This window comes from Nocardioides sp. cx-173, assembly GCF_021117365.1.
GTDB lineage: Bacteria > Actinomycetota > Actinomycetes > Propionibacteriales > Nocardioidaceae > Nocardioides.
The window spans coordinates 1,965,544-1,978,528 of record NZ_CP088262.1 but is presented as its reverse complement, the minus strand read 5'-3'; the positions used below and the strand labels follow the sequence as shown (position 1 = coordinate 1,978,528).

Sequence of the window (12,985 nt, the reverse complement as noted above, 5' to 3'; positions counted from 1 at the left end):
CCGCTCAGCAGCGGTCGGACTCGTTGGCGCAGTAGTCGCGCAGCTGCTGCTTGTAGGCGAGGAACTCGTCGTAGCTCTCGGTGAACTTGGTCTCGCCGGTCTCCAGGTCGACCGTGACGTAGAACAGCCAGTCTCCGTCGGCGGGCTTGCTGGCCGCCTGGATCGCCGCGTCGCCGGGCGCCTCGATCGGCCCCGGCGGCAGGCCGACCACCTCGTAGGTGTTGTACGGCGAGTCGACCTTCAGGTCCTCCGACGTCGGGATGGCCACGAGCGAGCGGTCCAGGGCGTAGTTGACCGTCGCGTCGATCTGCAGCTTGCCGACCGTCGGCCCGCTCGGGTCGGCCAGCCGGTTGTAGATCACGCGCGCGATCTTGGGCATGTCGTCGCCGCGGCCCTCGGCCTCAACCAGGCTGGCCACGGTCATGAGCTCGTGGGGGGTCAGGTCCAACTCCGCAGCGGCGGCCTCGAGGTTCGCGTCCTCGGCAGCCTGCTTCCAGCGGTCGACCATGGCCTTGAGCATGGACGCCGGGGTGTCCTTGGGACCGAAGGAGTACGTCGAGGGGAAGAGGTAGCCCTCCGGGTTGCCCTCGGCGTAGCCGGGCAGGCCGAGCTTGCCCGGCTGGGCCAGCGCCTTCTCGAACGCCCCGCGCTTGAAGTCGGTCTTCTCCGCGAGGATGTCGACGATGTCGACGACTCGCAGGCCCTCGGGGATGGTGATGGCATTGGTGACCAGGTTGCCGGGCTCGATCAGGATCGCGAGCGCGTCCTCGGCGGCCATCTCCTTCTTCAGCGAGTAGAAGCCCACCTGGATCCCGCCCGCCTTGGGCTCGCCGTTGGCCGCGCTGACGAACGCGTCCACGGACGCCACGACGCCCTGGTCCTTGAGGTTGCGGCCGATGTCGGTCGCGGTGTCGCCGGAGCTGACCTCGAAGCTCACCTGCCCGGAGCCCGGGCCGGGGTAGTCCTCGGCCTCGCCGAACTGGTCCTTGACGAAGTCCACGCCCTGGGTGACTCCGACGTAGAGCAGACCGCCGAGCACGGCCAGGACGATCAGCACGGGCAGGCAGCCCGAGACCCCGCGTCGCTTGCGGCGCCGGCCGCCCGGCCGGGGCTCGTAGACGTCGTCCACGAAGGAGCCCTCGTCGAGGTCGGGGTCGTCGGCCCGGTCGGCCGCGGACTGGTTCATCGGCTCACTCATGGGTCTCCTCCACGATCTCACCCGGTGCGAGCCCCGAGGCGCGTTCGGTGTCGAGCGCGTGCTGCAGGATCAGGACGGCGGCCGCCTGGTCCACCACGGCACGCCGTTTGCGGCCCTTCTGGCCACGGTCGCGCAGCATAGCCTCCGCCGACACGGTGGTCAGCCTCTCGTCGCACAGCCGCACGGGGACGGGCGCCACCGCGCGGGCCAGCCGCGCCGCGAACTCGCGCACCTTGGCCGCCGCCGGGCCCTCCCCGCCGGAGAGCGAGCGGGGCAGGCCGACGACCACCTCGACGGCCTCCTCCTCGGCCAGGATCTGCGCGATCCGGCGCAGGTCCCCCTTGCCGCGCCGTACCGTCTCGACCGGCGTCGCCAGGAAGCCCGAGGGGTCGCTGCGCGCCACCCCGATCCGGGCGTCCCCGGGGTCGATGCCGAGCCGTACGCCGGAGCGCATCAGCTGCGAGCCACCTCGACCGGGACCAGGGCCAGCGCCTCGTCGATGCGCGACGCATCGGTGCCGCCGCCCTGGGCCACGTCGTCCTTTCCGCCGCCCCGGCCGCCGAGCAGCGGCCCCACGGCCCGCACCAGCGCGTTGGCCGAGAGCCCCCGCGCGCGGGCCTCGTCGTTGACTGCGGCCACGACCGCGACCTTGGCGTCCGCCCCGGAGCCGGTGGAGCCGACGATCACGACGACCCCGGGCTCCGAGGGGCTCATCCGGCTGCGGACGTCGAGGGCGAGCGTGCGCACGTCCGCTCCGCCGGCACCGTCGGCGCGCTGCGCCACGACGTTGACGTCGCCCACCTTGGTCGCGGACGCCGCGAGCTGCCCGGCGCCGGCGAGCAGCTGGGCGAGCCGGCCCCGCTCCAGCTCCTTCTCGGCCTGGCGCAGGCGCTCGACCAGGTCGCTCACGCGACCCACCAGGTCGTCGGGCTGGGTCTTCAGCAGGCCGGTCAGCTGGTCGACCACGTCGCGCTCACGCGCGAGGTAGGCGAAGCCCTCGACGCCGGTGAAGGCCTCGATGCGGCGGTTGCCGGAGCCGACCGAGGACTCACCGGTGACGACGATGGTGCCGATCTGCGAGGCGTGCGAGACGTGGGTGCCGCCGCAGAGCTCGCGCGACCAGGGGCCGCCGATCTCGACCACGCGGACCTTCTGGTCGTCGTAGGTCTCGCCGAACAGGGCGATCGCGCCCCACTCCTTGGCCTCGGGCAGGGTCATGTACTGCCAGTGCACCGGCAGGTCGGCGCGCAGCGCCTCGTTGGAGACCTGCTCGATGTCATGAACCTGCGCAGGCGAGAGACCGGAGGTCCAGCCGAAGTCCAGCCGCAGGTAGCCCGGACGGTTGTAGGAGCCCGACTGGAGCGCGCTGGGGCCGAGCACCTGGCGCAGCGCGGCGTGCACGACGTGGGTGCCCGAGTGCGCCTGCCGCGCACCGACGCGCCAGTCGCGGTCGACCTTGGCGTGCAGCAGCGAGCCTGGGGTGAACTCCCCGTCCACGACCCGCACCTGGTGAACGACGAGCCCGCGCACCGGGCGCTGCACGTCGAGCACCTCCAGCCGGCCGCCGTCGAACTCGATGGTGCCCGCGTCGGCGACCTGACCGCCGGACTCGGCGTAGAACGGCGTGCGGTCGAGCACGAGCTCGCCCACCTCGCCCTGCGCCAGCGAGGTGGCCGGAGCGCCGCCCGTGAGCAGCGCCAGCGCGCTGGACTCCGTCTCGTCGGTCTCGTAGGCGAGCCACTCGGTGGGGCCGTGGGCGTCGAGGATGCCGCGGTAGACCGTCGTGTCCGCGTGCTGGCCCTTCTTGGCACGGGCGTCGGCCTTGGCCCGCTCGCGCTGCTCGGTCATGAGCGCGCGGAAGCCGGCCTCGTCGACGCTGAGCCCGGCCTCGGAGGCCATCTCCAGCGTCAGGTCGATCGGGAACCCGTAGGTGTCGTGCAGCGCGAAGGCGCGGTCTCCGGACAGCGTGGTGGCGCCGCTGGCCTTCACCTGACCCGCGGCGAGGTCGAAGATCTGGGTGCCGGCCTGCAGCGTCTTGCGGAACGCCTCCTCCTCGGCGTACGCGACGCGGGCGATGCGGTCCCAGTCCCGGTGCAGCTCGGTGTAGGTCTCCCCCATCTTGTCCCGGCTGATCGGCAGCAGCTCGGGCAGCGCCGGGTCCTCGTAGCCGAGCAGGCGCATGGACCGGACGGCGCGGCGCAGCAGTCGCCGCAGGACGTAGCCGCGCGCCTCGTTGCCGGGCGTGACGCCGTCGGCGATGAGCATCATCGAGCTGCGGACATGGTCGGCGACGACCCGGAACCGGACGTCGTCCTCGTGGCTGGTGCCGTAGGTGCGACCGGTCAGGGCCATGGCCCGCTCGATCACCGGGAACATGACGTCGATCTCGTACATGTTGTCCTTGCCCTGCAGCAGGTACGCGACCCGCTCCAGGCCCATGCCGGTGTCGATGTTCTTCTTCGGCAGGGTGCCGGAGATGTCGAAGTCCGACTTGCTGCGCACGGCGCTGAGCTCGTCCTGCATGAAGACCAGGTTCCAGAACTCCAGGTAGCGGTCACCGGCGTCCCAGTCGCGCTCCGCGCCGTAGGCGGGGCCACGGTCGATGAGGATCTCGCTGCACGGGCCGCCGGGCCCGGGCACGCCCATGCTCCAGTAGTTCTCGGCGGGGGGCAGGCGCACGATCCGGTCGTCGGGCAGGCCGGTGATCCGCCTCCACAGCGCCACCGCCTCCTCGTCGCCGTCGAGCACCGAGGGGTACAGCACGCCCTCGTCGAAGCCGAAGCCACCGTCGGCCTGGGACTTGGTGACCAGGTCCCAGGCGAGCTCGATGGCGCCCTCCTTGAAGTAGTCGCCGAAGGAGAAGTTGCCGCACATCTCGAAGAAGGTGCCGTGGCGCGTGGTCTTGCCGACGTCCTCGATGTCCGGGGTCCGCACGCACTTCTGGACGCTGACCGCGCGGTCGTACGGCGGGGTCTCCTGGCCGAGGAAGTACGGCTTGAACGGCACCATGCCGGCGTTGACGAACAGCAGGTTCGGGTCGTCGAGCAGGAGCGACGCCGATGCCACCGCCTGGTGGGCCCCCACGGTCTGGTTGCGCTCGAAGTGAGCCACGAACCGTCGGCGGATCTCCGCGGTGTCCATCAGCTGGTGCCTTCCTTGTCCTGGGTGGTGATCTGAGTGGTCGAGTCGTGCGGTGCCGGGCCGGTGAGCTCGGGGGTCCCGTGGGGGGTGAGACCGAGTCGCTCGCGCAGGTCCGACTCCGCGTCGGCCTTGCCCTGGGCGACCTCGTCGCGGAACATCCGGGCGCCCACGACGGCGGCGCCGACCCGGTCGCGCAGTCCGTCGGCGGTCAGGGCCTCGGCGGCGCGGCGCCCACGCACCATGGCGTAGACCCCGGCCCCGGCCCCCGCGACGAACCAGAGGCCGCGCCTCATGCGGCGGGGTCCTCGGTGTCGAGGCCGGCGCGCTGACGCGCCTCCCGCTCCCGCCTGGCCTCCTTGAGGTCCGCGCGGCGCTGCTTGCGCGAGCGCTTGACCTCGCGCTTCATCTCGAAGCGGATCCGGTGGCGTGCCTCGGGGGCGAGCGCTCGGCGCAGCCCCGACACCAGGGACGCCGCCTGCACGACGCTCTCGCGCAGCACCAGGTCGGCGAACAGCGGCGCGGCGACGGCGGGCACCGGTGTGGAGAGCGCCGCCGGCTCCCCGATCCGGGTGATGACGTAGTCGGTGTCGTCCGCCGGGGCGGTCACCGGGGCGGTGGCGACCGCGGTGTCCAAGCGCCGCTCGATCTCCGCCACCTGCGTCCGAAGGGCCTCGGCCTCGGCCTGCGCCGCAGCCCGGTCGCGGAGCGCGCGGCGACGCCCGCGCACGGTGGCGACGGCGAGGGCGCCGACCACCAGGAGCATGACGACGAGCGCGGACACGATGGTCCACGCCGGCACGGTCCAGTCCTCGCTCACAGTCGTCGACCCTATCGCGACGGTGTCGGGCCTCCACCTCGGATGAGGCGGCGGATGCGGTCCCAGCGCTCCTTGACCGCCGCCTCGGCGCCCAGGCCGGTCGGGCGGTAGTACTCGGCGTCCTTGACGACGTCCGGAGCGTACTGCTGCTCGGCGACCCCGTAGGGCTCGTCGTGGCTGTACTTGTAGGCCTTGCCGTGCCCGATCTTCTTCGCGCCCGCGTAGTGCGCGTCGCGCAGGTGCGGGGGCACGGGGCCGATCTTGCCGGCCCGTACGTCGGCGCTGGCGGCGTCGATGCCCTTGATGACCGCGTTGGACTTCGGCGCCACCGCGAGGGCGATCGTGGCCTGGGCGAGATTGAGCCGGGCCTCCGGCATCCCGATCAGCTGGACGGCCTGGGCCGCCGCCACGGCCGTGGTCAGCGCGGTCGGGTCCGCGAGCCCGATGTCCTCGCTGGCGAGGATGACCAGGCGCCGCGCGATGAAGCGCGGGTCCTCCCCCGCCTCCATCATCCGCGCGAGGTAGTGCAGTGCGGCGTCGGCGTCGGAGCCGCGGATGGACTTGATGAAGGCGCTGGTGACGTCGTAGTGCTGGTCTCCCTGCCGGTCGTAGCGCACCGCGGCCTGGTCGACGGCCGTCTCCGCGGTGCTGAGGTCGACCACGTCGGAGCCGCGGGCCGCCGCGGCGCCGGCCGAGGCCTCCAGGTAGGTCAGCGACCGGCGGGCGTCGCCCCCGGCCAGGCGGACCAGGTGGTCCAGTGCCTCGGGCTCCACGCTGAACCGGCCGGCGAGGCCACGCTCGTCGGTGATCGCCTGGTCGAGCACCCGGCGTACGTCGTCGTCGGTCAGTGACTCCAGCCGCAGCAGCAGGCTGCGCGACAGCAGCGGCGAGATGACCGAGAAGAACGGGTTCTCCGTCGTGGCCGCGACCAGCGTCACCCAGCGGTTCTCGACCCCCGGCAGCAGTGCGTCCTGCTGCGCCTTGCTGAAGCGGTGCACCTCGTCGACGAAGAGCACGGTCTCCCGCTGGGCGTTGACCAGCTCGGCGCGGGCGGCGTCGATGGCCGCACGGACCTCCTTCACCCCGGCCGAGACCGCCGACACCTCGACGAAGCGCCGGTCGGTCTGCTGGCTGAGGATCGCCGCGATCGTGGTCTTGCCGGTCCCCGGCGGCCCCCACAGGAGCAGCGACATCGACTGGTCGCCCTCGATCAGCTGACGCAGGGGGGAGCCGGGGGCGCGAAGCTGGGCCTGACCCACCAGCTCGTCCAGCGTCCGGGGACGCATGCGCACCGCCAGGGGGGCGGAGGCATGCGTGTTGCCGGCCAGGGAGCCGGCCCCGGAGCGCTGTCCTCCCGACGAGGAGGTCGCGGGCGGTCCGAACAGTCCCTCAGGCTCGTCCAAGCGCCTTCGCATCCAGGTCGAACCACGTGTCGTCGTAGCCCGGCTTGTTGGTGATCAGCGGGCTCGGGCTGGCGCCCGGGTCGGGGCTGCCCGTGTCGTCGGTGCCGAGCAGGCGCGCCGTGATCGGCGTGTCCGGGTGCTGCCCGATACGTCCGGGGAAGTGGCAGGCGACCTTGTGGCGCGCGCCGATCTGAAGCAGCGGCGGCTCGTGCTTGGCGCAGATCTCCTGGGCGATCGGACAGCGGGTGCGGAACCGGCAGCCCGAGGGCGGGTTGATCGGGCTCGGCACGTCGCCCTGCAGGCGGATCCGCTCGCGGCGACCGCCGATGGCGGCCTGCTTGACGTCGGGCACGGCGGACAGGAGCGCCTGGGTGTAGGGGTGGCGGGCGTTCTCGTAGATGCTGTCGCGGTCGCCGATCTCGACGATCTTGCCGAGGTACATCACCGCGACCTCGGGGCAGAAGTGCCGCACGACCGCGAGGTCGTGGGCGATGAAGAGGAACGCGACGTCGAACTCCTTCTGGATGTCCTGGAGCAGGTTGATGACCTGCGCCTGGATGGACACGTCCAGGGCGGAGACGGGCTCGTCGGCCACGAGCAGCTTCGGGTTGAGCGTCAGCGCCCGCGCGATGCCGATGCGCTGACGCTGGCCGCCGGAGAACTCGTTGGGGTAGCGGTTGTAGTGCTCGGGGTTGAGCCCCACGATCTCCAGGAGCTCCTGCACACGGGGCAGGATCTTGTTGCGCGGCAGCACGTTGTGCACCTGCAGCGGCGTGGCGATGATGGAGCCGACCGTGTGGCGCGGGTTCAGCGAGCTGTAGGGGTCCTGGAAGATCATCTGGACCTCGCGGCGCAGCGGCTTGAGCTGACGCTTCTTCAGCTCGGCCATGTTGCGGCCCTCGAAGAGGATCTTGCCGCCGGTGGGGTCGTAGAGCCGCGTCACGAGCAGCCCGGTGGTGGACTTGCCGCACCCGGACTCGCCGACGAGTCCCAGCGAGCCGCCGCGCGGGACCTCGAAGGAGATGCCGTCGACCGCCTGGACGTCGCCCACCTTGCGGCGCAGGAGGCCCTTGGAGCGGACCGGGAAGTACATCTTGAGGTTGTCCACCTCGAGCACCGAGCCCCGCGAGACGTCGAGCTCGGAGGCCGAGTGCGCGAGCGCCGCCTGCTCCTCGAAGGTGATGGCCTCGGGCTCGGCCTCGAGCGCGACCGGGTCCTCCGGGAGGCTCTCGGTCACGGCGTCACTCTCGGGCATCGGGGGTCTCCTCGGCCAGGTCGGGGGCGATCACGGTCAGGACCTCGCGTGCGTAGATCTCGTCCGGATCCACCAGGTGGCAGCGCTTGAGGTGCGCCGGGCTGCGGCCCGGGAGCAGCTCGGGCGTCGTGGTGAAGCAGAGGTCGCCGGGCACCTTGTCCACGTGCGTGCAGCGCGGGTGGAACGGGCAGCCGCTCGGCGGGTCGAGCAGGCTGGGCGGGCTGCCCGGGATGGGGATCATCCGGGCGCTCGTGTCGGCGTGGACGTCCGGGATGCTGGAGAGCAGCCCCCAGGTGTAGGGCATCTCCGGGTGCGTGAGGATGTCCTTGGCGCTGCCGTACTCGACCGCGCGGCCGGCGTACATCACCAGCACGTCGTCGGCCATCTCCGCCACGACCCCGAGGTCGTGGGTGATGATGATGACCGCGGAGTTGAACTCCCGCTGCAGGTCCTGCAGGAGGTCCAGGATCTGCGCCTGCACCGTCACGTCCAGCGCCGTGGTCGGCTCGTCGGCGATCAGCAGCGACGGGTCGTTGATCAGGCCCATCGCAATCATGGCGCGCTGACGCATGCCGCCGGAGAACTGGTGCGGGTAGTCGTCGACGCGCTTGTCGGGCTGCGGGATGCCCACGCGGTCGAGCATCTCGATGGCCTGCCGGCGGGCGTCGCGCTTGCTGGCGTGGGGGTGGTGGACCAGGTAGGCCTCGCTGAGCTGCTTGCCGATCCGGAAGAACGGGTGCAGTGCGGCGAGCGCGTCCTGGAAGATCATCGCCACCGAGCTGCCGCGCAGCTCACGGAGCTTGTCCTCCGAGAGGCCGACGACCTCCGTGCCACCGACCCGGATCGAGCCCTCGATCTGGGCCGAGCGGCGATCGTGCAGGCCGAGCACGGCCATGCTCGAGACGGACTTGCCCGAGCCCGACTCCCCCACGATGCCCAGCGTCTTGCCAAGCTCGACGGAGTAGGACAGGTCGGTGACGGCCTGCACCAGGCCGTCGGCCGTGGGGAAGCGCACGGTGAGGTTCTCGACCTGGAGGTACGGCGCGCCGGTGGCGCGTCCGCGCGAGTCCAGGCCGGTGTCCAACGCGGTCATGCGAGTCTCACTCTCGGGTCCAGCCAGCTGTAGACGATATCGACCACGATATTCATGATGACCACTGAAACAGCCAGGACCAAAGACGTGGCCTGCACCACGGGCAGGTCCTTGATGTAGGTGGCGTCGATCGCCCACTTGCCGATGCCTTCGAGAGAGAAGATCTGCTCGGTGAACACGGTGCCGGACAGCAGGAACGCGACGTCCAGGCCGAAGATCGTGACCACGGGCACCAGGGCGGACCTCAGCGCGTGTTTGCCGACCACCGTGCGGCCTTTGAGACCCTTGGCTCTCGCCGTGCGGACGTAGTCCTCGTTGAGCGCCTCCACCATGGCCCCTCGGGAGTAGCGGGTGTAGGAGGTGGCGCCGTAGATGCCCATGACCAGCCACACCAGGAGCAGTCCCGAGGCCCACTTCAGGGGGTTGTCGAAGAACGACACATAGGTCACCTCGGGGAACAGCGACGTGCTCAACGTGAGCAGCAGGAAGCTCAGCAACGCGACCAGGTAGTACGGGATGGAGCTGAAGACCAGGGTCGAGGCCACCAGCATCTTGTCCGCCACGGTGCCGCGTCTTCGCGCGGCCAGGACCCCGATGGTGACGCCGACGAGCAGATAGAGGGACGCGGCGCCGATCGCGAGACTCACCGTGACCGGGAACCGCTCCTTCAGCTGCTCGGTGACCTGGCTCTTGTCGCGGTAGGAGAGACCGAGACAGGGCGCCGCGCAGTCGTAGGTGGCGGCGCCGAGCTGGATCTCCCGGTCGGTGACCAGGCCCTTGACCCACTTGCCGTACTCGACGTAGACGGGGTTGTTGTAGCCGAGACGCTCCTCGTACTCGGCGAGCCGGGGCGAGGTCTCGCCGCACCGGCCGTTGGTGTCGCGGCGGCAGAGCTCGAGCGCGGGACTCTTGGGGCCGTACCAGAACAGCAGGTAGACCAACATCGAGACCATCACGACGATCAGGAATCCGGAGATGATCCGCCTGACCAGGAACGAGAGCATCGAGCTCCTCCAACTATGACTTGCGGGAGCCGGGTGGGGTCCGTGGACCCCACCCGGCCCGCTGGGTGGTGTTACCGGGCTACGCGGATCTACTTGATGTAGATGGACCGGTAGTCGGGAGCGCCGCCGACAGAGGTGTCGTTGGCGAACCCACCGACGGTGCTGCCGATGCCGAAGATGTTCTGGTAGAAGCCGGAGTTGATCACGGGCATGTACTCCGTCATCACCTCGTTCTCCAGCTCACCCCAGGCGTCGGCCTGCTCGTCGACGGGCAGCCTGCGGATCTCCTCCATGCGGTCGTCCACGGCCTTCTCGGAGAAGGCGCCGGTGTTGTACGCGGCACCGGTCTCGAGGATCGGGGGCAGGAACGTCGCCGCAGACGGCCAGTCCTGGCACCAGGCGGTACCGAGCAGGTTGATCTGCTTGTACAGCTTGCTGTCCGGGTTGGTCCAGACGTCGTAGAGGCTGCCACCCGTGTAGGGGTACATCTCCACCTTGAAGCCGGACTCCTCGTAGCCGCGCTTGCGCTGGTTGGCGCCGGCCTCGCCCTCAGGCGTGGAGGCGTCGTAGACGAACTGGACCTCGTACTCGCCCGGCTCGAAGCCGGCCTCCTTCAGGAGCTCCTTGGACCGCTCGGGGTCGTAGGTGATCTGCTCGTCGTCGATCGGACCCTCCCACGGGATGCGTCCGGCCATGCCCGGGGGCAGCAGGCCGTAGCCCAGCGACTCGTCCGTGACTCCGTTGGCGCGGGTGACACCGGCGACCTCGCCGGCAGCCGACCAGACGTTCTCGTAGTCGTAGGCGAAGGCGAGCGCCTGACGCACCTCGAGCTCGGGGATCTTCTCGTAGTTGGGCATCACGAAGCTCGTGCACGGCTGAGGACCGACGAGGATGTTGTCGTCCTTGCCCTCCTGGCGCGCCTTGTTGTAGTCCGTGCCCTGCAGTGCGGTCACGACGGTGTTCGTGCCGGCGTCGCTGAGGACGGTCTCGCCCGCGACCTGGGGCTGGACGTCGAACTCGAAGGTGTACTTGTCGACGAGCTGACGACGGGCCGGGTCGGTGGCCGGGTCCCACTGGTCGTTCTTGACCAGCGTGAGGGACTGGTTCGGGACGAACTTCTCGATCTTGTAGGGGCCGGTCGACAGCGGCTTCTGGCCGTAGTCGGTCTTGTCGGCGTTCAGCGGCACCGGGCCGATGGCCGGGAAGATGGAGTAGTAGTCCATCTCCGGGAACGGGGTGCTGAACTTCATGACGATCTCGTTGCCCTCGGTCGTGACCGCGGGGTAGTTGTCGCCGTCGACGTAGGGACCGTTGTACTCCTCGCCACCCTCGAAGTAGGGCTTGGAGTACGACGTGCCGGGGCCGGTCGCGAAGGTGTCGGCGTCGAAGGTGCGCTTGATGCCGAAGGCGACCTCCTCAGCGGTGACCGGCTGGCCGGTCTCCCACTTGATGCCGTCCTTCAGGGTGAAGCGCCACTCGGTGAAGTCCTCGTTGGGGGTGCCGAGGTCGGTGGCGAGGTCGGGGACCAGCTCGTAGGCGCCGTCGTCGTTCTGGCGGAACGTCGTCAGCGAGCGCAGCAGCAGGTCCTGCGCGATGGCGTTGTCGGTCACCGACCACAGCGCGGCGGGGTCGAGCGTGTCCGGGCCGTCGTCCGGGTCCGGAGCGAGGACCTTCAGCTCGCCGCCGGCCTTGGCACCCTCGACCTCGGGGGCGGGCCCCTGAGCCTCGGGGTCCTTGCCACCCGCGGACGAGTCGGTCTCGGTGAACGAGTTCTCGTTCCCGTTGTCACCGTCGTCGTCGCCGCCGCCGCAGGCCGCGAGGGTCAGCGCCAGTGCCGCAGCGCTCACGCTGGCGACCAACACCTTCTTGCGTTTCATAGTCGTGCCTTTCGTTGTGTGCGTTGGCTGCGCGATCGGCGCAGCCGACGTGGGGGGAGCTGCTAGCGACGCGTCTTGGGGTCGAACGCGTCCCGGATGGCGTCGCCGAGCAGGTTGAGCGCGACCACCAGCACCGCGATGCCGATGACCGGGGCCAGCATGAACTGGGGGTAGAGCTCCCACCAGTTCGTGGCCGTGTTGATCGTGCGGCCCCACGACTCGCGGCCGAACACACCGATGCCGAGGTAGGACAGGCCCGCCTCCGCTGCGACGTACGCCGGGAGACCGAGGGAGAACGACACGACGATGGGCGCGATCAGGTTGGGCAGCATCTCGCGGCGCAGGATGCGCGAGGTCGGCACGCCGATCACCCGGGCGGCCTTCACGAACTCGCGCTCGCGCAGCGAGAGCACCTCGCCGCGCACCAGGCGGGCGACTCCCATCCAGCCGAAGATCACCAGGATCGCGACCAGCGACCAGAAGCTGACCGTGCGCATCATCTCCGGCTCCGTGCCGAAGCGCTCGTTGATGATCGGCGCGATCGCCAGGGCCGCCACCAGGAACGGGAAGGTGAGGAACAGGTCGGTCACGAAGGAGATGACCGCGTCGACCACGCCGCCGAGGAACCCGGCGAGCAGGCCGAGCGTGACCCCGACGAGGGTGGAGAGCACCGCCGCCATGGTGGCCAGGAACAGCGAGGTCCGGCATCCCTCGAACCAGACCGCGAGGTTGTCGGTGCCGGTGGACGGCGCCACACCCAGCGGGTGGTCGGGGTCGAAGCTGCCGTTGGGGGGGCCCTTGAGCGGCAGGCCCGACGCGAGGTTCACCCGCTCGCTGGCACGGACCGTCTCGGTGGACACGCCGAAGAGGCTGCACAGCTGGTCGGCGAAGATCGCGATCAGCGCGAAGATCACCACGATCGCGAAGCAGACCACCGCGATCTTGTCCTTGCGCAGACGGTCGACAGCGATGCGCGTCGGCGAGCGGCCTGCGATCTTCTTGCGCTCCGTCTCCGGAAGCGGCGCAGCATCCTCCGGCGTCCCGAGCTCTTGGACCGGCAGGGTCATGCAGTTCCCCTCTGGGTGTGGTGGGCAGGCACGGCCGGGGCGGTGCCGCCCGTGACTCTATGTGACACAGTGCGCCGTCCGGGTCTCCGCGACGTAACGATCTGGTCTCGGCAGGTTTGTCGAGTGTTTA

General features: G+C 70.2%; 11 protein-coding genes. All 11 read right to left on the bottom strand.

Annotated features, from left to right (window positions below; translation table 11 throughout):
• Window positions 1-4 precede the first annotated feature (4 nt).
• A complete protein-coding gene (gene mltG / locus LQ940_RS09595; RefSeq protein ID WP_231243782.1) occupies window positions 5-1,198 on the bottom strand; it encodes an endolytic transglycosylase MltG in 1,194 nt (397 codons plus the stop codon).
• A complete protein-coding gene (gene ruvX, locus LQ940_RS09590) occupies window positions 1,191-1,652 on the bottom strand; it encodes a Holliday junction resolvase RuvX (protein ID WP_231243781.1) in 462 nt (153 codons plus the stop codon). The genes mltG and ruvX overlap by 8 nt, the downstream gene beginning before the upstream one ends.
• Window positions 1,652-4,339: an alanine--tRNA ligase gene (gene alaS, locus LQ940_RS09585; protein ID WP_231243780.1), complete on the bottom strand. Its 2,688-nt coding sequence runs from the start codon at window positions 4,337-4,339 to the stop codon at window positions 1,652-1,654. Before alaS ends, ruvX begins: the two co-directional genes overlap by 1 nt.
• Window positions 4,339-4,632: a DUF6167 family protein gene (locus LQ940_RS09580; RefSeq protein WP_231243779.1), complete on the bottom strand. Its 294-nt coding sequence runs from the start codon at window positions 4,630-4,632 to the stop codon at window positions 4,339-4,341. Before LQ940_RS09580 ends, alaS begins: the two co-directional genes overlap by 1 nt.
• The gene (locus LQ940_RS09575) at window positions 4,629-5,156 is read right to left on the bottom strand and encodes a hypothetical protein (protein ID WP_231243778.1); all 528 of its coding nucleotides are present in this window, start codon (window positions 5,154-5,156) and stop codon (window positions 4,629-4,631) included. The genes LQ940_RS09580 and LQ940_RS09575 overlap by 4 nt, the downstream gene beginning before the upstream one ends.
• An 11-nt stretch (window positions 5,157-5,167) precedes the next feature.
• Window positions 5,168-6,559, bottom strand: coding sequence for a replication-associated recombination protein A (locus tag LQ940_RS09570; protein ID WP_374229532.1), 1,392 nt, complete (start codon window positions 6,557-6,559; stop codon window positions 5,168-5,170).
• The gene (locus LQ940_RS09565) at window positions 6,546-7,814 is read right to left on the bottom strand and encodes an ABC transporter ATP-binding protein (protein ID WP_269214826.1); all 1,269 of its coding nucleotides are present in this window, start codon (window positions 7,812-7,814) and stop codon (window positions 6,546-6,548) included. Before LQ940_RS09565 ends, LQ940_RS09570 begins: the two co-directional genes overlap by 14 nt.
• Entirely contained in the window at window positions 7,801-8,907 is a 1,107-nt protein-coding gene (locus LQ940_RS09560; protein ID WP_231243777.1) for an ABC transporter ATP-binding protein, read from the bottom strand. Before LQ940_RS09560 ends, LQ940_RS09565 begins: the two co-directional genes overlap by 14 nt.
• The gene (locus tag LQ940_RS09555; protein ID WP_231243776.1) at window positions 8,904-9,911 is read right to left on the bottom strand and encodes an ABC transporter permease; all 1,008 of its coding nucleotides are present in this window, start codon (window positions 9,909-9,911) and stop codon (window positions 8,904-8,906) included. Before LQ940_RS09555 ends, LQ940_RS09560 begins: the two co-directional genes overlap by 4 nt.
• Window positions 9,912-10,000: 89 nt before the next feature.
• Window positions 10,001-11,788 (bottom strand): ABC transporter substrate-binding protein, encoded by a 1,788-nt coding sequence (locus tag LQ940_RS09550; RefSeq protein ID WP_231243775.1) that lies wholly within the window; start codon window positions 11,786-11,788, stop codon window positions 10,001-10,003.
• A 62-nt stretch (window positions 11,789-11,850) separates the two neighbouring features.
• Window positions 11,851-12,855, bottom strand: a complete 1,005-nt coding sequence (locus LQ940_RS09545; RefSeq protein ID WP_231243774.1) for an ABC transporter permease — start codon at window positions 12,853-12,855, stop codon at window positions 11,851-11,853.
• Window positions 12,856-12,985: the final 130 nt, after the last annotated feature.

Coding starts and splice junctions, on each gene's coding strand:
- LQ940_RS09550 (WP_231243775.1), bottom strand. CDS start 11,788: ATGAAACGCAAGAAGGTGTTGGTCGCCAGCGTGAGCGCTGCGGCACTG.
- LQ940_RS09560 (WP_231243777.1), bottom strand. CDS start 8,907: ATGACCGCGTTGGACACCGGCCTGGACTCGCGCGGACGCGCCACCGGC.
- LQ940_RS09565 (WP_269214826.1), bottom strand. CDS start 7,814: ATGCCCGAGAGTGACGCCGTGACCGAGAGCCTCCCGGAGGACCCGGTC.
- mltG (WP_231243782.1), bottom strand. CDS start 1,198: ATGAGTGAGCCGATGAACCAGTCCGCGGCCGACCGGGCCGACGACCCC.
- alaS (WP_231243780.1), bottom strand. CDS start 4,339: ATGGACACCGCGGAGATCCGCCGACGGTTCGTGGCTCACTTCGAGCGC.
- ruvX (WP_231243781.1), bottom strand. CDS start 1,652: ATGCGCTCCGGCGTACGGCTCGGCATCGACCCCGGGGACGCCCGGATC.
- LQ940_RS09555 (WP_231243776.1), bottom strand. CDS start 9,911: ATGCTCTCGTTCCTGGTCAGGCGGATCATCTCCGGATTCCTGATCGTC.
- LQ940_RS09545 (WP_231243774.1), bottom strand. CDS start 12,855: ATGACCCTGCCGGTCCAAGAGCTCGGGACGCCGGAGGATGCTGCGCCG.
- LQ940_RS09580 (WP_231243779.1), bottom strand. CDS start 4,632: ATGAGGCGCGGCCTCTGGTTCGTCGCGGGGGCCGGGGCCGGGGTCTAC.